Raw genomic sequence first — 22,930 nt, 5'->3', positions numbered from 1 at the left:
ACAGTCGTGATACGCGGCATCCGGCCGATTTAACCGGCCGGGCGCTGATAGGAGAGGAGTGGATATGACGGAAACGATGCAATACAACCAAGCAGGACATGTCAATCGGCAATCGGATACGTTCCATACCGGCCGTGGCAGTGCGGCACACCATGGCGGCATCGGCCCTGCCGCCCGCATCGCAAGCTGGCGGTGGAAACCTCGCGTCGCGCACATCCAGAATGCCGCTGCGGCGGATGTGGGCCGGGGCAGCGAAACCATGATGACCTTCGCGCGCGGTGACCTGTTCCATGCCGCCCGGTGGCTCAAATCCGGCGGCCACAAGGCCATGGTCGTCACCGGGTTCTACATTCCGCAGGCCGAGCGTCCCGCCGCCGAATCGGATGGCCCCGCCGGGGCGGTCGAACTGTGCGAGGCGCTGCGGGCCATCGGTTCGGACGCCTGGCTGGTCAGCGATGAGCCGTGCGAGCCGGTCATCCGCGCAGGGGCCTCGTCGCGCTTGCCCGAAGACCATGTGGCCATCGCACCGGCGGATGCGCAACACTTCGAGCGGTGGATTGACGCGATGCGCGGGCTTGTCAACCATCACGGTATCGACACCGTCATCTATATCGAGCGCGTGGGCCCTGCGCGCGACGGAAACCCGCGCAATATGCGGGGTTTTGATATCGACCGGTGGACCGCCCCGCTCAGCCGGCTCACCGGGCTGGGTTTGCATGTGATCGGCATCGGCGACGGCGGCAACGAGATCGGCATGGGCAGGCTGGATTCCATCGTCATCGAGGATGTCGTCGAGCATGGCGAGCGTATCGCCTGCACGGTTCCCGCGGACGAGCTGATCGTCTCCGGCACGTCGAACTGGGGCGGCCACGCGCTGGTGTGTGCGATGTACGCGATGGGCTGCCGGCGGGCGGCGCCGCTGCTTGACATCGCATGGCATCGGGCTGTGCTCGCGGATGTCGCGCGCGCCGGCGGGCTTGACGGGGTCACGATGCGCAACACCCCGACGGTCGACGGCTTGAGCGAGGAACGCTACTACCGCCAGATCCGTATGATGTCTGACATCGCCCGAGGTCGGCGTTAGAGGCGCTTGTTGCAGCAGATGCGGGGTTTCGGCTGCAAACGGTTGCACAATCCACGATGATGATCTGCTGCTGAATGCTGCGGCATTCCGGTATGGCGGGCGCGACACCTTGTGCAGAAACCATCGGCGGCGGTTGTTGTGCGGTTATGCTGGTGTGAACAGGCGGGCGGGCTCGCTGCCCATCAAGGTCGAGTTCGTGATAGGGGGCAAGTGATGTTCGAGCCGGATTATGAGTGGCTGGATGATACGCCTGTGTTGGCTGAGACGATTGCCGGTTTGTTGTGCATCGAGTTCTTCCGTTCCATCGACGGGGGGTTCTTGGTGGGCAACTATGTGAAGGTGGTCGGCGGGTCGGGGCCGGTGCTTGTCCAGATTCCGATGCGTTCGTTCGGTATCCCCGCCGACGAGGTGTCCGCGCGTACGTTGGGCATGGCGATGGAGAGCATCCTGGAATTCGACCGGTCCCATGTCGGGGTCACTGCCAGCCGGGTTTCCAAGAGGGCGTGGAAACAGGTGTCCATGCGCGTGACCGGGAAGCCCGAGTCGCAATGGAAGAGATGTTGTGTGACGTTCAATCCCCATAGCGGGTGGACGGCGAGATCCGACGTGGTTTCTCTTCGTTGGAGTGGTGATGTGGATTCGAGGTTGAATGATGTGGGGACGGTGGTGTGTCCGTGTGGTGCCGGTGTTGGGGAGCTTGGGGGGATGGTGTTGGAGTCGTATGCGCGGGTTGATGCGTGGTGTGCGCGTAATGGGCGGAACCCGTATACGGGGATGCCGTGTCCGTTGCGTGAGGATTTGGGTGGTGATGGGGTGTTGGTGTTGACGCCGCCGGCGTATTTCCAGGAGGATTACGCGCCGGGTCCGGGGGTGGTGCGTGGGTACTACCATCATGTGGATGCGATGGAGTTGCCGCAGGAGCCTGGTTCCCGGTGGTACGGGGATTGGGTGCGTGGTTTGGATGCGTGGTTGTGTTGGCGTGTGGTGCCGGCCGGTGGTGTGGATGGCCTGCTGGGGGCGTGGCAGGCCGCGCATGGCCGTGCGGTGGAGGTGTCTTGTGTGGGGTGTGAGGGGGAGCCGGGCGCGGGGTGCTTTTCGTCGCGTGGTGTGGTGTCGAATCGGTCGTGGGCGTCGTATTGGTTTCGTCGGGAGCTGGCGTCCGGCAGCGTGCTGGAGCTGGTGTTGGATGTCAAACAGCCCGGCCGCCGCAAGCGCCTGGCCGGTAAGGCGGTCAGGATGTGGGAGCGCTGCGCCCGCCACACCCAGCTCCTCCCACCGGACAGCGCCGCGAGAACACAGGCATGATGCCAGCGGGTGCGGGCCGTACGGTGGCTGCCGTGTTCCCGCCGCGCTGCCGAAATGCATGTTCGTCGCCAGTTCGCCGCGCGGGTACACGAGCGGAACCGGACGGATGCGACACGCGCTCGCCGATTCGCCCTGCGCTACCGGGAAAATCGTCTCATTTCGCCTACGATAGGAACCATGGTCACGGTAATGGTGGGTTCAGCGTCGCATCCGGTCAGCGACCGGCTGTATGGTGCGTTTCTTGAGGACATCAACATGTCGGTCGATGGTGGCCTGAATGCGAACGTGGTCAATAATTACAGCTTCGATGGCGTCTATCTCAAGCACCGCAGTATGCGTGCGCACGGAACGGACCGGTGGCGCACTCAAGTCGATTCGTTGCGTTTCTGGCAGTTCCATGGGGTTTCGGCGACGAGCTATGGCACTGAGACTCGCGGCGAGCACGGGCAGCGTATTGAAACATCCTGCCCGGCGCTTCCGCTGCACCCCAACAGCAGATACGTGCGTGTGACCCTGCCTGCGGGGCGGCGTGGCGCGAATATTGAAAACCTTGGATACAACGGCGGCGGCAAGCATGCCGGGGAGTGCGCGATTGCCATCAGCCAGGGGCATCGTTACGATTTCAGTGTCTATGTGCGTCCGGTAGCCGGTGTGGTGACGCTCGCGGTGAGTGTCGTCAACGCTTCGGGAGCGGCGTTGACCGATTGCGTGGAACTGTCGTGCGGCGGCCCCGGTGATGCGGATGCGTCAAGCGCAAGTACCGTCGCGGCGAGGGCGTGTGATACGGATGACACTGCCCACTCCAACGGATGGGTTCGTCTGACATGCACGCTATCGGGTATGGCCTCGGGCCTGGGCAAGCTGCATATCGGCTTGGTTCCGGGCAATGGGCACCTTGGTGATTGCGGGTACGCCGGCGGTGGGGCAGATGCCGGCGAACAACGTGCCGACGGGGCGCGTGCCGGCAGGGACGGGATGCATGCAGACGGGGTGCGTGCCGACGGGGTGCGCGCAGACGGGCATCATGCAGGGCGTGTGGCAACTGCGCCGACCGCTGTATCGATCGCTGCGCCGTCCATCTCGCAATCCGCCGCGCAATCCGCCGCGCAACTCGCCGCGCCGGCCGCCTTGTCAGACACCGTTATCGATCTCGACTGCGTCAGCCTCATGGATGCGGACACCTGGGGGGCGGGCGACCCCAAATGGCGGTATGGCAGGTTCCGCCGCGACCTGGTCGAAGCTATCGCGGCGCTCAAACCCGCGTTCCTGCGGTTCCCAGGCGGCTGCATCACCGAAGGCGTCACGCCGGGCAACGAGTACCGTTGGAAGGACACGGTCGGCGCTTTGTATGCGCGTCGTCAGCAATACAATATGTGGGCCTTCCGCATGCCGGACGGCTCAAGCTATTCGCAAAGCTACCAGATCGGCCTCTACGAGTATTTCTGCCTGTGCGAGGATCTGGGCGCCAAGCCGTTGCCGACATTGTTCGCGGGCATGACCTGCCAGTCGCCGTACCGCGACCCGCAGTCCATTCCTGTGAACAGCGAGTATTTCCGTGATGTGGTCATTCAGGATTATCTCGATCTCATCGAATTCGCCAACGGTGATCCAGATACCAGCCAGTGGGCGCGGGTTCGTCGCGATATGGGCCATCCGGCGCCGTTTGGCCTCGACATGATTGGTATCGGCAACGAGAATTACGGCGAAGGGTATATGGAACGGTTCGATGCCATCGCCAAGGCGATTCACGAATGTTATCCGTCGATTTTGTGTGTGATGAGCGCCGGACTGTTCCCGTATCATCTGTCGATGCGTCGGGCGTGGAATCATGCGCGCGACATCGCCGCCGGGCGTGGCGAGATGCTGTTGGCGTGCGACCCGCCGCTTGCGGGCAGCAGAGTCATCGTGGACGAGCACTCCTACCACACGCCCGAATGGTTCGCTTCACAAGCCCGCCGCTATGACGGCTATCCGCGTGATTCCGCCGGTGTGATGGTCGGGGAGTATTCGGCGAACGGCTATCTCGCGGGGCGCAAGCAGGACAACGCGCACGCCAACACGTGGGCTTCCGCGCTCGGCGAAGCGGCGTTCCTCACGGGGTGCGAGCGCAACAGCGACGTGGTGCGCATGACATCGTATGCGCCGCTGCTTGCGCGCGTGCCAGGCAAGGGATGGATGCAGAACCTCATCGAATTCGACGCGCGCACGGTTATGCCGACGCTCAACGCCGAAGTAGAGCAGCTGTTCGCCACGCATATCGGTCCGATGGCCTACGAGTGCGAATTGGGCGATGCCGGGCATACCCGTGCCGGTAAGGCGGCTGCGGGTCGGTTGTTCGCAAGCGCCACCGGCGATGAGTCGACCAGATTCATCAAGCTGGTCAATACCGGCGGCGACCGTATCGATGTCACGCTTGATATCTCCTTTGGCTTGCGGTCACTGGGCGCGCGGTCCCGCCGCGATTCGTGCCGATTGCGCGTGGTGCGTCTGTGTGCCGCGCCCGAGGCACGCAATGTGCTCGGGGCCGAGGGCGTGTCGCATCGGGCGGTGGAACGTCGTGAGGATACTTTCGCGATGGCCGGTCCGCCGGTGCGGTTCGCGTTGGGGCTGCCAGCGTATTCGGTCACGATGGTGACGGTGACGTTGTGACACGCGCGTGACGCGTGATGTTCCGGTCCGGCGGTGGCTGTCCGGTGGGCGCTGTCCGGTGTCTGTGCGAATCGTTGTGACACGCGCGTGACGCGTGCCGCCCTCCGCGTCGTTCTCTACCGACCGGTCGGCTTCGTTCGGGCGCGCGATTGGCGGCATTTCGGCAATACTGGCGTATTTGCCGCCGACATTTTCGACGATGGTCGGAGCAATCCGCGCGAACACGCCGTCTTTGGCTTCAGCCTGCCGTATTTCCCCGCTAAGATTGGGCATGTCGCGGGTGCGGCATGTTGAATTCACCTAGGGTTCAACTCAAATTCACGGAGGACTGGATGCGACGTTGGTTGCTTGAAGTAGTCAAGAGTGAGACGATTCTCATCGTCGCTACGGTCCTTGCAATCATATCCTGTTTCGTGGTGCCTCCGGATGGCGAGTATCGCAGCTATGTGCATACCAAGACGATCGCCCAGCTGGTGTGTCTGATGCTGGTGGTGTGCGGATTCCAGCGCATCGGCGTGTTCCGCATGGTCGGCTCGCGTCTGCTGCGCATGGTGCGCACCCAGCGCGGTGTGGTGCTGGTACTGGTGTCGCTCACGTATTTTTCCTCGATGCTGATCACCAATGATGTCGCGCTGGTCACCTTCATCCCGTTCGCGATTTCTGTGCTCACGATGGCGGGTATGGAGGTGTCGGCCGTGCTGGTGGCGACACTGATGACCGTGGGGGCGAATGTCGGCAGCATGCTCACCCCGGTGGGCAATGCGCATAATCTGTATCTCAAAGCGTTGTCCGGCATACCGACCGGAAAGTTCCTCGGCATCATGGCCCCGTATTCGTTTGTCGCTGCGGTATTGCTGATTGTGGTGATTTCGGTGGCCTTCGGCGGCAAGAAAGTAAGCCGGTTCGCCGATCTTGACGGGGAAGATATCGAACGCGGGGTGCTTGCTCCGCAGCCCGACCAGCCGCAGCCTGACGAAATCCGCTTGACCGGCTATGGTGCCGGCCATGGCGGCTGGCGCGTGTGGGTGTATGCGGTGTTGTTCCTGCTGTGCCTGCTGGTGGTCAGCGACCTGGTGCCGATCTGGGTGATGTGCGTCGTGGTCTTCGGCGTGTTCCTGTTCGCCGATCGCAAGGCGTTCCGGAAGGTCGATTGGGGGTTGCCGCTGACCTTCATCATGTTCTTCATTTTCATCGGCAATATGAAGCGCGTGCCAGCGTTCTACTCGCTGGCGGCGTCCTTGGTGGGCGGCCATCCGCTTGAAGTGGCGGTCGTTTCCAGCCAGATCATGAGCAATGTGCCGACGACGATTCTGCTGTCGGGCTTCTGCGATGATTGGACGCATCTGATCATCGGTACGAATTTGGGCGGCATGGGTACGCTGATCGCGTCGATGGCGTCCTTGGTGTCCTACAAGAACGTGACGCGGCGGTATCCGGATAGGAAAGGCCGGTATTTGGCGGTGTACAGCGCGGTTAACGTGCTGTTCTTGGTGGTGTTGGTCGGCTTGTCGTGGATCATCGACTGACCTGCGTACTCGACTGACCTGCGCGCGCCCTTCCCAAACTGTCTACGCTCACAGCTGTCTGAGCGTAGACAGTTTTTTTGGGGGGGGGGGTGAAAACATGGGATAGCGGCGTTGCACGAGGTGGTTGCGTGCGAGACCGCGATGACGGTTTGTGCAACGAAACGGTCGTGACGACCTTGATGGAAAAGTGACCCCGGTCGGATTCGAACCGACGACCTTGAAATTAGAAGTTTCCTGCTCTATCCAACTGAGCTACGGGGCCGTAAGACAACGTGTGCCATTATAGCAGCATCAGGGACGTGCGCCCGCCGCCCGCCATACGGCATGCCGGCGGTATCGGCAGGTGGCGTATGGGGGTGTTCAGACATATACTCGGATGAATACTTGAAGTGATGAATGCGGCACCGCTGTGTTGAGGGGCCGTGAGATGAGAAGGGACGCCTATGGCTTGGCTCGCGTCGCCGCCACCTACGGCCAATACGGATGCATCGATTGCATCGGATGCGTCGGCAGTACCAGATGCCTCGGGCGCGCTCGCAACCCCGGCTCCTCGGACCGCACGGCACAACGGCACGCATCCCGCCTCAGAACGCCCGATGATCGAAGTACGCAACCTGCGCAAGGAATACGTCATGGGCACCGAGCGCGTCATCGCCCTCGACCGGATCAACCTCGATATCGCGCGCGGCCAGATCTGCTGCATCTACGGTGAATCCGGTTCAGGCAAATCCACGCTGCTCAACCAGCTTGCCGGTATGGAACGCCCGACGCGCGGAGGCGTGCGGATCGGCGGCATCGTCGTCTCGCGGCTCGACGAGCGCGAACTCGCCGAATTCAGGCAGAAGCACATCGGTTTCGTTTTCCAGTCCTACAATCTGCTCCCCGGGCTCAACGCCGTCGAAAACGTCGCGATGCCGCTCATGTTCCGCGGGGTGCCACGCGAGGAGCGCGAAGCCCGGGCGCGGGCGATGCTCAGACGCGTCGGGCTCGGCAAAAGTCTGAACCATTACCCCTCGCAGATGTCCGGCGGCCAGCAGCAGCGTGTTGGTATCGCCCGCGCGTTCGTCACCCGCCCGCAAGTCGTGTTTGCCGACGAGCCGACTGGCAATCTTGATTCGAAGACGAAAGTCGACATCATGGATATGATTCGCGATTTCGCCCGCGAGAACGGCCAGACCATCGTGCTGGTCACGCATGACGACCATATGGCCGCGTATGCGGATCGTATCGTCACCTTGTTGGACGGGCGTATCGTCCATGACACCGAGCAGGACAGATAGCCTTCTAACTTGCGCAACCGGGCGTTCCCACGTCAATTGCACAGCAACATTTCTCAACAGCAAGCTTTTCGAAAACCAGAGAGAAAGACCACCATGAACCGTCCCCGAACTATCGCCGTCAAGCCGATTATCACGCTCATCGTGCTCGTTGCCCTGATTGTGGCCTGCGTGTCTGCACCCGTCTGCGCGATGGCGTCCGGCCAAGCCGCCGCGGCGGCAACCGATACCATCGTCGCCGGGGATGCCGGCACCCGGCGCGCCACACCCGTTGACGACATCGACCAGTCCGCCGGTGATTCCGGGCAGAGCGCAGCCCCCATCGCCGGCCCGGTGCCGAATGTCATCATCACGAATTTCACCTACGGCGACGGTTCCGTTCCGGCCGGTGGCAAGTTCGACCTCGGATTCTCCTTCCAGAACAAGGGGTCGGTGGCTGTCCAGAATATGGTCATCAGTGTGGACGGTGGTGACGGGCTGACCATCGCCGGCGGCACGAACACCTTCTACGTGCCCCAGCTGGCCGCGGGCGCCACACAAAGCCAGACCGTGCCAATGCAGGCCCTGATCGACGCGAAAAGCGGTGCACAGGCAGTGGTCGTCAGCTTCCGTTACGAATACGTGGATGCCGGCCAGCGCAGCTCCAACAGTGTGGACGAGAAGATCTCCGTGCCGGTCAGCCAGCCCGACCGCTTCCAAATCAACGACCCCGTCATTCCCGATGACGCACAGAACGGCCAGGAAAGCACCATCACCCTCGCCTATGTGAACAAAGGCAAAGGCGACATTTCGAACGTCGAAGCAACGATGGACGGCAAGGGCTTCGACACCGTATCAAAGACGCAGTACCTCGGCAACGTCGCTTCCGGCGGCAGTGGAACCATCGCCTACGCGTTCACACCCACGGACAGTGGGGATTTGGACGCGAAGATCACTGTTACGTATGAAGATTCCGACGGTCAGCAGAAAACCAAGGAATTCCCGGTCAAACTCACGGTCGCCGACCCCGCTCCCGCCATGGACGACACTGCGGCGGACGTACAGGACGAACAGCCGGGCACACCTGTCTGGCTGCTGCCCACGGTCGCTGCCGTTGCGATTGTGGCGATTGTCGTGATTGTGGTGCTGGTGAAGCGTCACCGCAAGAAGAAGCGTTCGGCGATGGACGAGCAGTGGGACGCCTGGCAGGATGACCAGGACGGCAGCGACAAGCCGGAAGCGCAGGGGCACACCGCCGAACAGCCCGCCGCGGATGATGCCGACCGACAGGCTCCCACCGAGGTGATCGCCCCGCAGCCGGGGGAACGCTCATGAGATTCTCCGACCTCGTGCACCTGTGCCGGCAGAACCTGTTCCGCCGCAAATCACGCACCATACTTACCGTGCTCGGCGTGGTGGTGGGCTGCTGCTCCATCGTCACCATGGTTTCGCTCGGCAGCGGCATTGACGAGCAGAACAAGCAGATGCTCGCCTCGATGGGCGATCTGACCATCATCACCGTCACCGGCGCGAACAATACTGGCGGCATGGGTATGGCTGACGGTTCGGGCACGGCGACCGCGCGCATCGACGACAAGGCGGTCAAGGATTTCCGCTCGCTGCAGTACGTCGCCGGGGCGACCGGACACGTCACCTACTTAGATGCGATTCTTACCGCCGGTCCCGCGAATCGGTATGTCGATCAGAACGGTGTAATCGAGGCCATTGATATGACCCAGTTCGACGCCATGGATTACCAGTTGGATTCCGGGCGCAAACCGAATCGTCAGGGCGATGTACTCGCCGGGCAGTACACGGCATACGATTTCATCGACAGTCTGCGCCCGGAAAGCGACAATTTCCGCATGCGCCCGTCCTATCTTGCGGATTCTTGCACCCCCGAGCAGCGTGCCGAAGGCTGCGAAGACAAGTCGGACGCACAGGACCCGTTCTTCAACATCCTGACGACCAAGATCACTGTCGGCGCCGCGCAGACCGATGATTCCGGGAATGTGGCATCATCGTCTACCCCTACCGCCTCGAACGGACAGACGGCGGAGGGCTCAGGTTCCGGAACACAAATCCAGGTTTCCGGACTGCTCAAGGAAGACAACGGCAAGGGACAAGCCACATCGTCCGGTCTGCTTATGGACATAGCCGCGTTGAAGGACCTTGTCGCGAAAATCCATCCGGATGCGGCGGCGGGCACGCTGGCCTATGATTCGGCGCTCGTGCGCGTGCAGGACATCGACCATGTCGCCGATGTCGAATCCCAAATCAGGACGATGGGATTCACGACCTCCTCGAGCCGGGACATGCTGGACTCACTTAAAGAGCAAACCCGCTCGATTCAGCTGATTCTCGGCGGTATCGGTGCGGTCGCGCTGCTGGTCGCCGCCATCGGCATCGCCAACACCATGGTCATGTCAGTCACCGAACGGGTGCGGGAAATCGGTATCATGAAAGCGCTCGGCTGCACGGTCCATGACATCCGCGCGATGTTCCTCGTGGAAGCCGGCGCAATCGGCGTTATCGGCGGCGTTATCGGCTGTTTGGTGAGTGCGTTGATTTCGCTGGCGATCAATCTCATCCGTTATGGGGGCGTTAGCGCGGAACACCTGCAATGGGCGATCCTGGGCAACGGGACCGGCGATGAGGCGGCGCGGATCTCGGTGATCCCATGGTGGCTGTACGTGTTTGCCATCGCCTTCGCCACGCTGATTAGCCTGATTTCCGGGTTCGGACCGGCGAACAAGGCGGTGCGTGTGCCCGCTCTCGACGCCATCAAATCGAATCAGTAGACCGGCACAATCCGGGTTGTCATGGCAATCCGAAAGACACTACTCGCAAAGATGCTACCGCAACGCGGAGCGGATGGCTTGCTCGACCTGCGGTGCGGTCAGGCCGTACCGCTTGTACAGGTCCTGCGCGGGCACGCGGTCGGTGAATTCCTTAGCGGCCCCGAAGTTCAGCACCCGCATGTGCTTGTCGCCGTCCGCCGGCTGCAGGCCATCCTGATTCGCGTAATACACGGTCACCTGCTCGCCCCAGCCGCCGGACAGCTGTGCATCCTCAAGTGTGACGACCAGAGAATGACGCTTACGCAACGCCTCAAGGCACGCGGTGTCAAGGCTGGTGCACTGCTGCGGGTCGATGACGGTCGCGTCGATTGCCGACACCCCGCCATCGCCGGATTCTGCCAAATCCGCTGCGATACGTTCGGCGAGCGGATACATGTTGCCCAAACCGAGGATCGCGACATCCGTGCCCTGCCGGGTCACCCGATACCGGGCGAACGGCGTGTCGGCGTTTCCGGCATCGCCCTTCGCGTGCGTTTCGGCTGCGGTACCCCCGCGATACCGCGGATACGCGCCGCCATGAGTTGCCGCCGCGCGTTCAGCCGCAAGAATCGGCTCGCCCGGCACGCGGATCGCGACCGCCCCATGGTCGTGCGATGTCGTCGACCAGTCGAGCATGGCAAGGAACGCGTCCCCGCTCGTCGGCGTCAGATATGTCAGATTGGGGATATTCGCGAACATTGGGATATCGAAGGCTCCGGAATGCGTGTTATCGGCGCCGGAAATGCCCGCCCCGAACACGAGGAGCGTCACCGGCGTCCCGTTGAGCGACAGTTCCTGCTGCAACTGGTCGAAGGTACGCTGGAAGAAGGTCGCGCTGGTTGCGAGCACCGGTGTGCCGCCGGCTTTCGCGATACCCGAGGCGAACGCCACCGCATGCTCCTCGGTGATGCCGGTATCCACGTAATGGACGCCCGCCCGCTCACGGAACTCACGCGTGATGCCGTTCGACCCCGGGGTGGCGGGGGAGATGACCACAAGTCCCGGCTCGCTGGCGAACCGCGGTTCCAGCCGTGCCATCGCCAACTGCCCGTAATGCTTGCGCGCGCCAAGAGGATTGCCTTGGGCTGCGAGCGGGTCCTGCCAGTGATTGGCCTCACAGCGGCCTTCCTTGACGCCGGCGGCAGCGTCCTCGGCGTCAAGCCCCAGCCCTTTGGCGGTATGGATATGGATGACGATCGGGTGGTCGATATCCTTGACCTGGCTGAACGCCTCTACGAGCGCGGCCACATCGTTGCCGTCCTCGACATACCGGTAATCAAGGCCGAACGCGTTGAAAATATTGGGCTGCGAGGTGCCGCCAGATGCGCGCAGCCGGGCGAGCTGCCCGTACATGCCGCCGAAATCCTCGGCAATGGACATCTCGTTGTCGTTGACGACGATGATCATATTCGTGCCCTGCTCGGCCGCGTTGTTGAGCCCCTCGAACGCGATGGCGCTGCTCAGCGACCCGTCTCCGATGACGGCGATCACATTGCGCGTGCCGCTTGTGCCGTCAAGCCCGCCCATGAGGTCGCGGGTTTTCGCGAGCCCGCACGCCAGCGAAATCGAAGTTCCGGTGTGACCGAGCACGAACATGTCATGCTCGCTTTCCTCGGGGTTCGTGAACCCGGTCACCGTGCCGAACAGCCGTTCGTCCATATAGGCCGGCGCACGCCCGGTGAGCATCTTGTGCACGTAGCTTTGGTGGGAGACGTCGAAGACGATTTTGTCAAGCGGCGAATCGAACACGCGGTGCAAGGCCACGGTCGCCTCGACCATGCCGAGGTTCGAGCCGATATGCCCGCCGTGCAGCTTGCCGTAGCGCACCAGCGTCGTGCGGATCTCCTGGCACAGGGCCGGCAGATTCTTGGAATCAAGCGCTTTGACATCGGCGGGGCTCGAAATATGCTCCAGAAAACCGCCGACCATACGCTTGCTCCTTCCGTTTGTCCCAACTGTGAGATTGTAGACCACGCGGAGCGTGATGGTACAAGGCAGTGAAAATACCCTCAGTTTCTTCGTAAATGGTGTATGCCTCACACCGCTGTGCCTTTTCGAAGCCGTTGCGTAAAGTGGTGGGTTGCGTCCACTCTGTCCGATCTGGAGGTAGGAATGGCTGAAGAAACGCCGCAAGTTGCTGTGATTATGGGTTCGGCGAGCGATTGGGAGACCATGAAGCACGCCTGCGAGATGCTTGACCAGTTCAAGGTGCCGTACATGAAGCAGGTGATTTCCGCCCACCGTACGCCTGAACTCATGGCGGATTTCGCGCATTCCGCGCGTGACAAGGGCATCAAGGTCATCATCGCCGGCGCCGGCGGGGCCGCCCATCTGCCTGGCATGGTCGCCGCGCAAACCACGCTGCCGGTCATCGGCGTGCCGGTGCGCTCGCATGCGCTGTCCGGCTGGGATTCCCTGCTGTCCATCGTGCAGATGCCTGGCGGCATCCCTGTCGCTACGACGGCGGTCGGCAATTCCGGTGCCACGAACGCCGGCCTGCTTGCGGTGAGCATTCTGAGCATCACCGACGGGCGTCTGGCCGACGAACTCAAGGCGTATCGTGAGAGTCTCAAGGAGAAGGTGGCACAGTCCAATGCCGAGCTTGTCTGAGGAAACCAACGGGCGTATCGCTTATCTCGAGCCGGGTTCGACAATCGGCATCGTCGGTGGCGGCCAGCTGGGCCGCATGATGGCCCTGTCCGCACGCCAAATGGGCTTCCGTATCGGCGTGCTCGACCCGACGCCGAACTGCCCGACCGCCCAGGTGGCGGACTTCCAGGTGACCGCCGCATATGACGATGTCGCGGCGATCCACGAGCTCGCCGAACGCAGCGACGTGCTCACCTACGAGTTCGAGAACGTCGACGCGGATGCGCTGGATGATGTGCGTCACCTTGTGGCCATCCCGCAGGGTACGGATCTGCTGCGCGTGACCCAGGACCGTGTCCATGAGAAGACCTTCATCAACGAGCATGGTACGGCGACGGCCCCGTGGCGTCAGGTCGACAGCATCGACCAGCTCGGCTCGGCCCTTGATGAGATCGGTTACCCGTCGGTGCTCAAAACCCGTACCGGTGGCTATGACGGCCACGGCCAGACCGTGCTGCACGGTCCGGATGATTTCGCTGCGGTCCGCGAGCGGGCGCAGCATGAGGGCATGTTCCCGCCATCCATTTTGGAAGGCTTTGTCGATTTCGCGTTCGAGGCTTCGATTCTTGTCGCCGGCAATGGTCGTGATTTCGTGACGTTCCCGATGGTGCGCAATGAGCACCGCAACAACATCCTGCACATGACGATCGCCCCCGCCGCTGTGTCGCCGCAGGTCGAGCGTCAGGCACATGAGCTTGCCATCAGGCTGGCGAAGGGCTTTGAGCTCTCCGGCATCCTGGCGATTGAGCTGTTCGTGACGAAAGACGATCGTGTGATCGTCAACGAGCTGGCACCACGTCCGCATAATTCCGGGCATTACACCATTGAGGCGTGTTCGGAAAGCCAATTCAACGAGCATATTCGTGGGATTGCCGGCTGGCCGTTGCCTCAGCCGAAGCTGCTCAGCCCGGCGGTTATGGTCAACGTGCTCGGCCAGCATGTGGCGCCGACGCGCGCGCTTATCCCGGAGCATCCCGAATGGCATCTGCATGATTACGGGAAAGCTGAAGTGAGGCATGACCGCAAGATGGGGCATATCACCGTGCTGTGCGATGATACCCAGGCTGCGGTTGCGGCGCTTGAAGCGACGGGCTGCTGGGACGATTTGCGCTGATTGCGCTGATTGTGCTGTGATTGTTGCGGTTTGGGCTGCTTCGGGCGGTCTTGTTTGACGGCCGGCATACTGGAGACGGTATGCCGGCCGTCGGCGTACCGGGCTTGCCCCGGGTGCGGGTTGGTTGTACTATCGCGGTGCAGTTCGTTCGTGATGGTTGTGATGTCCGGTTATGAGAGGGCGTGGATATGAGTGAGCATGGTGTTGCGCGGCATACGCGGCAGAAGGACGCGTTATTGCAACAGTTGCGAGGGTGCGAGGGCTTCGTTTCGGCGCAGGAACTGCATCGCAGGCTCACTGATTCCGGGGCGTCCGTCGGGCTTGCCACGGTGTATCGGCAGCTCAATTCGCTTGCTGAATCCGGGGCGGTGGACACCGTGCGGCTGGATGGGCAGCAGATGTTCCGTATCTGCGACGACGATTCGCATCATCATCATTTGATTTGCAGCGGCTGCGGCAAGACCATCGAAATCGAACCACCGGATATGGAGTGGATGCGCCAGATCGCCCGCTCCCACGGTTTCAAGATCAATTCGCATACTTTGGAGATTTTCGGCCTGTGCTCCGACTGCCAGCATAAGCGTGCCGCACAGCCGACCCGGAACTCCACCCCCGAGCGTCGGTAAGTCCCATCTTTTTGTTTCTGCCGCCGCTGAGCATGCTGTGAGCGTCGGTAGAGGATTCCGTTCCTGTTTCTGCCGACGTTGAGTGTGCTGTCAGTGTCGGCAGTGGGTTTCGACACGCTGTAATTGATAATAATTATCATTAACGATAATCTGGTGTCGTCAGATGATGCGGCAATCCGTCGCATCGCATCACTAAGAGAGCATCAGGAGCAGATATGACGGGAATCAGGAAGTATCGACGTATTGCACAGGCGACGGTATGTATCGCAGCGGCGGGATTGATTGCCGCGATGGGGGCGTGTGGGTCGGCGAACACGACCGCGTCCAATACGTCAGGTTCGCTTCACGTGGTCGCCAGCATCAACCAGTGGGGTTCAGTCGCCAGTCAGATCGGCGGTTCGCGCGTCAACGTCACCAATATCATCAACAGCACCGCGGTCGAAGCGCACGATTACGAGCCGACCAGCGCCGACATCGCCGCTTTCTCCAAGGCAGACGTCATCATCGTCAACGGCGCCGGATACGACAGCTGGGCAACCAAAGCCGCAGCATCCACGAAAGCGCAGGTCGTGAACGCGGCCGAAAGCGGCGGCAAACACGACGGCGACAATCCGCACGTATGGTTCTCCGCAGCCGTTCGCACCGCGACGGCCAAAGCAATCGCCGAGGCATACGAGCAGCGTGACGCCGCCCACGCCAAGGAGTACGGCAAGCGGCTTGACGCGTGGCAAAACAAGGAGAACACGTTGGAAGCGTCCATCGCTGAAACCAAGCGTCGGCTCGACGGCAAGAAGTATGCAGCCACCGAGTCCGTGGCGGCTTATCTGGCGCAAGATTTGGGCTTGGTGGATGCCACCCCGTCCGGATATGCGCAGGCGGTCGCCAACGAAAGCGAACCCGCCTCCGGCGATGTCACCGCATTCAGCAAGCTACTCCAGGCAGGTTCGGTGGCGTTGCTGGTGGTCAACACCCAGGAATCCAACGCCACCACCAAGCAGCTGATCGCATCTGCACAGCACGGCGGAGTGCACCAGGTCAAGCTCACCGAGCAGATGCCCAAGCAAGACAGCACGCTGACCGATTGGATGACCGCGCTGGTCGCATCGTTCGCAACAGCCGGGAAGGCCTAAACCGGGCTGGATTCGCCTGAAACAGCAGGAAACCGTAACCTTCTGCCGACGCTGACGGGGACCTGAGTGTCGGCAGAAGCGGAAATTCCAAATCTCACTGGTGTCCATGTCCCTTGGCTTTCGGGGCGGGCCGTAGCGACTTGAGCATATCCGGGATCTGCGAGGGTTTGAGTCCCGGCAGATACGCGGATAGTACGGCAAGCCCGATGCGCGGCAGCGCGGCCGCATCCGGATAGCACACGTAGATCGGCGAAGGCGTCGGCTGGAACTTGCGCTTGAAGAAATACAAGGACTTGAACCCGTACGCAGGTTCAAGCGTATCGGCTACAATCTGCAGCACATGCTCGATTACCGCGATATCCTCCGGATCGGCGGTATTGTCGCCGATACCGGCAAGCGGAGCGGCCGACAGGCTCATGAACTGCGCCGCCTGATCAGGCTCCTCGACGCACTGCTCGTGCAAGCGTTCGGCCATACGGGCGATGAGAAACTCCATAATCCCATTCGGACTATCCGTGCGATGCCGCATGAAATCAAGCGTCCAACCGATGACTTTGCCGTCGCGGTAGGTCGGCAGCCAGCTGGTCGCGCCCTGCACCACGCCGTCGGCGTCGATCGCATACAGCAGCATGACCCGCGGATCGCGCAGCTCCTCGATACCGCCGAGCGTGAACTTCATTTCCGGCAGCGACTTGAGTTCAGCCCACTGCTCGGAAATGCCGATGATTTGCTCACGCACCTCCCACGGCGCCTCGTTGAACGTGGTGAGTACGTCAGTCAAGCCGCTGCGACGCGCCTTGTTGATGGCCGTGCGGATATCCTGCCACTTCTTGCCGCGTGTCTGCCAGGTACTGGGGATGACCAGCATCTCCGTACCCACCTGGATGGACGAGCATCCCAACGATTCCAAGGTTTCGCGAGCGTTGTCATGCACCGTGTAGAAGGCCGGGGACCACGAGTTACGCTCGCAGAAGCGCATGAACTCGCGCAGCGATGTATCGAATTCACCAGGGTCGCCGAACGGGCCGGTCACGGTCAGCGCCACACCATGGCTTACACGGTAGGCGATCGCCGAACGGCCGCTCGGGGAGAACCAATAATGATTGTCCTCCCATGTGGTCATGAAACTCATCGATTCGCCGCCACGCTCCACCAGCTCGCTGGCGCGCTCGCGGTCTGCAGCGTTCAACGCCACGGAGTCGCGGAACCATAGTAGGAACACCACGAGCACCACAATCCAGAACACCAGTCCGGGCAGCTGGTTGATGACCATCGATGCCACCGTAGTCGAATGCATATGCAACCGGCTTGATCCGATGAGCCCCATCGGCAGGTAGCGGTGCGGCAGGTCGCGCAACAGCATGCCGAAGGTGGCGCGCGGAGCGTATGCGTCGCGGTCCATCATGCCGAACGCAAGGAAGCTTCCGGCGGTGATCAGCAACGCTAGGCCGATTGCTCCCACGCCGCGGCGGATGCGTGAACGCGCGGTCAACACGGAAAAATGATCCATATTCATGCCGATGACTGCCATCAACACCAGCGACGGCACGGCTGTGGCAATCAGCGCTTGCACCAGCACCGCCCACAGGTCAGCCGCAATCGGCATGGTCATGCTATCCAGCAGGGGAAGGATCACGCAGTAAGTCACCGAAACCGCGACGGTAAAGCCATTGAGCACCATGCTGGCGTGTGCGGCGAGACGACGTCCACGGTACAGGCCCCACGCCAGAATCATCATGGCGACGACCAGCACCAGCGTACGCACCCATACGCCCGTCATCGCGAAATGATAATGCTTTGCCAGCGTCACGCAACTGTGGGCGCCGAGATTTGAGGCGCACGTGTCCGCCAAATCCTCATCGCCGACCAGACCGGACAAGAAGTATCCGAACACGGATAACGGACCGTCATGCGAGCTGGACACCAGTGCGAGTATCGGGCCGAACGCGAACACCAGTTGGATGGCGGCGATCAGCCGGCGCACTTCATAATCAGTGCCACGCCACCACTGCTCATGCTCGCGTTCGTGGTGTTGACGCCTGAACATGAGCACACCCACCCCATGACCGACCAGTGCGGCGGCCAGCGTGCAATAGTCTCCCGGATTGCCACTGAACAGCATGGCGGCGAGAATGAACGCGTAAGCGATAAGACGAATCCGGCGACGCCATAATATCGGCTCGAACGCGCTCGCCGCCATGAGCGCGGCGATGGACAGGGTGATCGGGGACAGTGAGAACGGCATGCGTTGCACTGCATGCCAAGTATATTCATCCCACAGGTTGGTCATGACCGCACATAATCCGAGTCCCAACGCCGAACCGGCGATTGCGCCCAACAGAGCGGTTGCCAGTGTGCGGGTGACACCGATCGCGGCCTGTGCCGCCGAGAATATCGCGAGGATCGCCACGGCGTACAGTACCAGCGAGAACGGCCCGCGGGCGAGCACCATGGACCACAGCAGTTTGAAGAATTGTCCGAGCACGTCAGGATGGCCGGAACGTGCATGGTGCCCGAAAATAGGCAGCATGGTCATATCTTGCGGGCGGTGGATGATGTGGTGGGTGAGCCGCCAAATCCACACCGTGATGTTGACCACGATGAAGATACCCGCCGCAACCGGTCCCATCCAGTGTGTTGTCCACCAGTCTCGGGCGTCCGTGGTGAGGGCTTTCCATCCGGTTGGGCGTGGTGTCGGCTGTGCGTGTGGTGGTTGTTGCGTTGTCTGAGTCATGATGATTCGCTCGGTTTGTCTGATTGGTGATACATCACCGGTGGTGTTGTTCGCTGTTTCACATGGGCGGCGTGATCGCCGCAGGCTACTCAGCCATCCACGTTGAGCATGACGAGATTCGGGTACGTGTTCAATTCCCGCCGGTCTGCCCCGATGCCGCTTTGTGCGCAGAAGCGGTCGATGACCGCGGCAAGCCCGGTGTTCACCGTGTGCCAGTCATGCCCGGAGCCTTTTGCCATCGCCAGATGGACGGTCATGCCGGATCGTTTCGCGGCTTTCGCGATGATGGCGGCATTGCGCTGTGATTTGGCGTCCCATTGCCCGGCGATGCTGAACAGTGTCTGGGTGGAAGGGGCGTGGCGCTTGATGATGTCGGTCGGTACATGCCGTTGGTAGAGTTTCGCATCACCGTTGAAATACCGGTTGATGGTGGTTTCGCGATCATGATCGGTCGGTGCGAGCTCGCCGCCAGCGGCATAGATATGCCCGTAGATGCCCGGATGAGCCGGGCCGAGCTGGGTGCTGCACGTGCCGCCTTGGGAGAACCCGCCGATCAGCCAATCCTTCGGCGCAGTGGATACCGGCAGTGTCGTTCGGATCCATTTGGTGACGTCCACCGTCAGGTAGGTTTCGGCTTTGCCGTACACCGGTGTGTCCGCACATAGGGAATTCTGTGTTGCAGCACCGTTTTGGTCGGGGGAGACAACAATCGGCGCGAGTCCATGATGCTTCGCCGCATACGCGTTGAGTGTTCCTGCAATGCCGCTCGCGTTGAAGAACCGGTCGGGGCTGCCCGGCTGTCCGGCAAGCATCACCATCACCGGCAGTGCTGGCGGCTTGTCACTCAACGCGGCAGGAGGAAGGTACACGTCGGCGCTGCGTGCCTTGAATTGCGAGGCAGTCGCCGGAATATCCACGGTTCTGATTTCACCGGTTTCCGGCATGGTCGGCAAATCATGACGGCTGGCGCGCTGTTTCCATTGTTCGATGGTCATCGTGGCTTTGCCGCTGATCTGCGACTGGGACATGTCCGGGAACGCTTTGACGCCGAACAGTGAGCCGAGCGTTGTATATTCGCCGTACACCATGTCAACGCGCAAGGCTCCGCTGAGCAGCGATAGCACTACGAGTATGACGGCGGCGATGCGCCGGATGCCATGCGAATCCACGATTGCGGCGACCGCGAACGCCATCAGCGCGCACGTGACAGCGATGACGGTCATCACCATCCATCCCAAGCTCACCCCGAACACGAGGAACACGTCGGACAGCAGCCAGACGACCAATCCGCTGACACCGAATCCGATGAAACCGGCCAGCAGTTCACGCCAAAGGCTTGAACGGCGCCGGTGGGGAGTATGTCGCCGTGCGTCAGGCAGCACCACTACCAGCAGCATGCTAATTGCCGTTACCCCGAACAGGGTAGGGGGAAGCCAGCCATTGAGCAGATGGATATTGGCCGGAAATGTCACCGCAACCGCTTCCTTTCCGGGTTGTTTTGCTTGAACACCGCCACGATAATCATGCTCGTCGCGAAGGTCAATCATTCGCGAGGATGACCATCGAAACCATACTCACGGAAATCTGAACGGATGCTGATAATGATCGCGTTTTGTCGCTTACGCCGTGGACAATGTCGTAGGTTGGTCCAACGGGACCGTCGTTTGCGATACGGACGGCGCCTCCACGCGTGACGCGTGTTCGGGGGCGAGATAAGGAAAGGCCACATGACTCGTACCAACGATGACCATGATTTCGCCAAAGGCAAAACGATGCACACAACGCCCGACAAGGCGGGCAATACCACAGAACATAATACCGAGCATGCGGCCGCATCATCCCAGTCGGCCTCATGCTCTATGACGTCTCCGATTGAGGAGCTTTCCATCGCGACCACCAGCCATGCCGACATGCTGTCCGGCGACTCGCGCGACAAGAACGGCAAGCCTTGCAAGCCGTTCGCCAACTGGCTGTATGCCGTCGTATTCATCGTGGTCGATATTGCCGCGGTACTCATCATGCAGATAGGCATCACTTCAACCGGCACGCGTGTCAAGCTCTCCAGCCCGGTGACAGGAGCATGGAGCATTATCGGCAAGATGTTCACCCAATGGAATTTCGTGTTTATCCTCAACCTCATTCTGGTGGGCATGTTCTATCTCATTGTGCTTATGCTCACCAACCGGCTGTGGGTGGCATCACCGATTGTCCTGGCACTCGCCTCGATTATTGCCGTGGCTGACTATTTCAAGGTGGAATCCCGCTATGAGGCGATTCTGCCTTCCGACTTGAACTTCCTGCAATCGAATACCGGCAATATTGTCAGTTTTATTCCCACAGGTTCAGCTGGTCTGATTGTCGGCGTGATTGTCGGCGTCATCGCGTTCATCGCGCTGTTCGTGTTCCTCAGCCATATCGATGGGCGTCATGGCAGTATGATTCGCGGCGGATCACAACGCAACAGCGTTGCAATCGGTGCGGTGACCCGTATCCTGCTGATTGTTCTGCCGGCGTTGTTCTTGGGCCTGTTCACCGCGCAAGTCGGCACGGTCGGGTCGTGGGCGAGGACTCTCTCTTCGTGGCTCGGCGACACCCCGTCCATGTGGGATTCGGTCTATGACGCGCAGCGCAATGGTGTGGTCCCTTCCTTCCTGCGCCAGATGAACCCGCATGTCATGGAAGAGCCGGAAGGGTATAGCGAGGCGACCATGAAACAAGTCGCCGCGCGGTATGCCGCAGAAGCGAAAACCATCAACGCGACCCGCTCCAACAAGCTCACCGATAGCACAGTCGTGTATATTCTATCGGAATCCTTCGCCGATCCTTCGCGTGTTCCCGGTATCACGCTCAACGAAGACACCATGCCGAATATCCGCTCCATCAAGCAGCACACCACAAGCGGTCTTATGCTGTCCAGCGGCTACGGCGGCGGTACCGCGAACCTTGAATACATGGGGTTGACCGGCTTGAGCATGGCGAATTTCAGCTCATCGCTGACCAGCCCATACCAGCAGTTGGTGCCGCGGGAGGCTTGGACGCCGACCATCAACCAGCTGTGGGGTTCGTCCGCGAACTCCATCGCCTTCCACCCCTATGAGCCGTCCATGTATTCACGGGCGACGAACTACAAGAAGTTCGGCTTCTCGCATTTCTATGCGCTTGAAGGCTCCGACATCATCAAGTACCAAAGCAAGCTCGGCAAATCGCCGTATGTGAGCGACGAATCCACGTACAAGAGCGCACTTGAGAAAATCGCGGGTACGGACAGCAACCAGTTCGTGCAGATCATCACCATGCAGAATCACATGCCGTACAAGAACTGGTATGCGAACAACCAGTTCAAGGTCAAGGCGACGGACCCGGATGACCGGCTCGGCAAAACCGAGACCGAATCCATCCAGACCTACGCCAAGGGTGTGAACCTGACCGACAAGGCGACCAAGGAGTTCCTAGACAAGCTCGATAAGCTGGACAAGCCGGTGACGGTTGTGTTCTACGGCGACCACCTGCCCGGTATCTACAAGACCGCCAGCAAGGATACCGACAATTCGGTCGTCCTGCACGAGACCGACTATTTCATCTGGTCGAACAAGGCGTCCGGCACGCAAGGTACCAAGGTGAGCAACAGCGAGTATTCTTCACCGAACTTCTTCGTGGCGCAGACAGCTGAGCATATGGATGCGAAAGTTTCGCCGTATATCGCGTTCCTCACGCGCATGCACGAGAAGATTTCGGCTATGGAGCCGCCGGTAGCCAACAAGATCCAAGGTTGGGATCGTATTCCGGAAGGCCAGGACATCTATTTGGATTCCGATGGCAACCCGATGGCCGAATCCGATTTCGACAGCCAAACCAAGCAATTGATGCGGGATTACCGGCTCATCCAGTACGACATCACCGCAGGCAACGGCTACCTCAAATCCCTTGGCTTCATGACTCTTCAGTAGCGGGGATAATCCGCAGGCCACAGCGAAGGCCCTCATACCGGAACGCTCCGGTATGAGGGCCTTCGCTGTG

At 61.0% G+C, this 22,930-nt stretch carries 15 protein-coding genes and 1 tRNA gene; 12 read left to right on the top strand and 4 right to left on the bottom strand.

From position 1 onward, the window contains the following. The first annotated feature begins 64 nt into the window (after positions 1-64). From BBOU_RS06390 to BBOU_RS06375, 4 genes are all read left to right on the top strand, one after another. Positions 65-1,084 carry a glutamate cyclase domain-containing protein gene (locus tag BBOU_RS06390; protein WP_238552109.1) on the top strand — a complete coding sequence of 340 codons (1,020 nt, stop codon included), beginning with the start codon at positions 65-67 and terminating at the stop codon, positions 1,082-1,084. Positions 1,085-1,297: 213 nt separating this feature from the next. Then, positions 1,298-2,389 carry a hypothetical protein gene (locus BBOU_RS06385; protein ID WP_026502234.1) on the top strand — a complete coding sequence of 364 codons (1,092 nt, stop codon included), beginning with the start codon at positions 1,298-1,300 and terminating at the stop codon, positions 2,387-2,389. 177 nt (positions 2,390-2,566) lie between these two features. Next, positions 2,567-5,038 carry an alpha-L-arabinofuranosidase family protein gene (locus tag BBOU_RS06380; protein WP_026502233.1) on the top strand — a complete coding sequence of 824 codons (2,472 nt, stop codon included), beginning with the start codon at positions 2,567-2,569 and terminating at the stop codon, positions 5,036-5,038. A gap of 332 nt (positions 5,039-5,370) precedes the next feature. Next, positions 5,371-6,564, top strand: coding sequence for an SLC13 family permease (locus BBOU_RS06375; RefSeq protein ID WP_026502232.1), 1,194 nt, complete (start codon positions 5,371-5,373; stop codon positions 6,562-6,564). A gap of 188 nt (positions 6,565-6,752) precedes the next feature. Here the strand turns inward: BBOU_RS06375 and BBOU_RS06370 are convergent. Next, positions 6,753-6,826 (bottom strand) — tRNA-Arg (locus BBOU_RS06370). 334 nt (positions 6,827-7,160) lie between these two features. Here BBOU_RS06370 and BBOU_RS06365 point away from each other — a divergent pair. The 3 genes from BBOU_RS06365 to BBOU_RS06355 all read left to right on the top strand — a co-directional run bounded on the left by BBOU_RS06365 (position 7,161) and on the right by BBOU_RS06355 (position 10,621). After that, positions 7,161-7,844 carry an ABC transporter ATP-binding protein gene (locus tag BBOU_RS06365; RefSeq protein ID WP_026502231.1) on the top strand — a complete coding sequence of 228 codons (684 nt, stop codon included), beginning with the start codon at positions 7,161-7,163 and terminating at the stop codon, positions 7,842-7,844. 93 nt (positions 7,845-7,937) lie between these two features. Then, positions 7,938-9,155, top strand: a complete 1,218-nt coding sequence (locus tag BBOU_RS06360; RefSeq protein WP_026502230.1) for a COG1361 S-layer family protein — start codon at positions 7,938-7,940, stop codon at positions 9,153-9,155. After that, positions 9,152-10,621: an ABC transporter permease gene (locus BBOU_RS06355; RefSeq protein ID WP_026502229.1), complete on the top strand. Its 1,470-nt coding sequence runs from the start codon at positions 9,152-9,154 to the stop codon at positions 10,619-10,621. The genes BBOU_RS06360 and BBOU_RS06355 overlap by 4 nt, the downstream gene beginning before the upstream one ends. A 54-nt stretch (positions 10,622-10,675) precedes the next feature. On the opposite strand, the gene BBOU_RS06350 is transcribed toward BBOU_RS06355, so the two are convergent. Further along, a complete protein-coding gene (locus BBOU_RS06350; protein ID WP_026502228.1) occupies positions 10,676-12,589 on the bottom strand; it encodes a 1-deoxy-D-xylulose-5-phosphate synthase in 1,914 nt (637 codons plus the stop codon). A gap of 183 nt (positions 12,590-12,772) precedes the next feature. On the opposite strand from BBOU_RS06350, the gene purE reads away from it, so the two are divergent. The 4 genes from purE to BBOU_RS06330 all read left to right on the top strand — a co-directional run bounded on the left by purE (position 12,773) and on the right by BBOU_RS06330 (position 16,179). Then, entirely contained in the window at positions 12,773-13,270 is a 498-nt protein-coding gene (gene purE, locus BBOU_RS06345) for a 5-(carboxyamino)imidazole ribonucleotide mutase (protein WP_026502227.1), read from the top strand. After that, positions 13,254-14,423 carry a 5-(carboxyamino)imidazole ribonucleotide synthase gene (gene purK, locus BBOU_RS06340; protein WP_026502226.1) on the top strand — a complete coding sequence of 390 codons (1,170 nt, stop codon included), beginning with the start codon at positions 13,254-13,256 and terminating at the stop codon, positions 14,421-14,423. Before purE ends, purK begins: the two co-directional genes overlap by 17 nt. Positions 14,424-14,611: 188 nt before the next feature. Beyond that, positions 14,612-15,049 (top strand): Fur family transcriptional regulator, encoded by a 438-nt coding sequence (locus tag BBOU_RS06335; RefSeq protein ID WP_026502225.1) that lies wholly within the window; start codon positions 14,612-14,614, stop codon positions 15,047-15,049. Positions 15,050-15,264: 215 nt separating this feature from the next. After that, positions 15,265-16,179: a metal ABC transporter solute-binding protein, Zn/Mn family gene (locus BBOU_RS06330; protein ID WP_033490313.1), complete on the top strand. Its 915-nt coding sequence runs from the start codon at positions 15,265-15,267 to the stop codon at positions 16,177-16,179. Between the two features lie 94 nt (positions 16,180-16,273). Here BBOU_RS06330 and BBOU_RS06325 read toward each other — a convergent pair whose 3' ends face one another. Beyond that, on the bottom strand, positions 16,274-18,913 hold the full coding sequence (locus BBOU_RS06325; protein WP_081815429.1) for a DUF2156 domain-containing protein: 2,640 nt from the start codon (positions 18,911-18,913) through the stop codon (positions 16,274-16,276). Positions 18,914-19,002: 89 nt separating this feature from the next. After that, positions 19,003-20,385 carry an alpha/beta hydrolase-fold protein gene (locus BBOU_RS06320; protein WP_026502223.1) on the bottom strand — a complete coding sequence of 461 codons (1,383 nt, stop codon included), beginning with the start codon at positions 20,383-20,385 and terminating at the stop codon, positions 19,003-19,005. Positions 20,386-20,772: 387 nt separating this feature from the next. Between BBOU_RS06320 and BBOU_RS06315 the strand changes: the two genes are divergently transcribed. Then, positions 20,773-22,860, top strand: coding sequence for an LTA synthase family protein (locus BBOU_RS06315; RefSeq protein ID WP_051616604.1), 2,088 nt, complete (start codon positions 20,773-20,775; stop codon positions 22,858-22,860). Positions 22,861-22,930 lie beyond the last annotated feature (70 nt).

This window comes from Bifidobacterium boum, from assembly GCF_000741535.1.
In the GTDB taxonomy this organism is placed as follows: Bacteria; Actinomycetota; Actinomycetes; order Actinomycetales; family Bifidobacteriaceae; genus Bifidobacterium; species Bifidobacterium boum.
The sequence above is the reverse complement of the archived record's forward strand: the minus strand, read 5'-3'. Positions and strand labels throughout refer to the sequence as shown.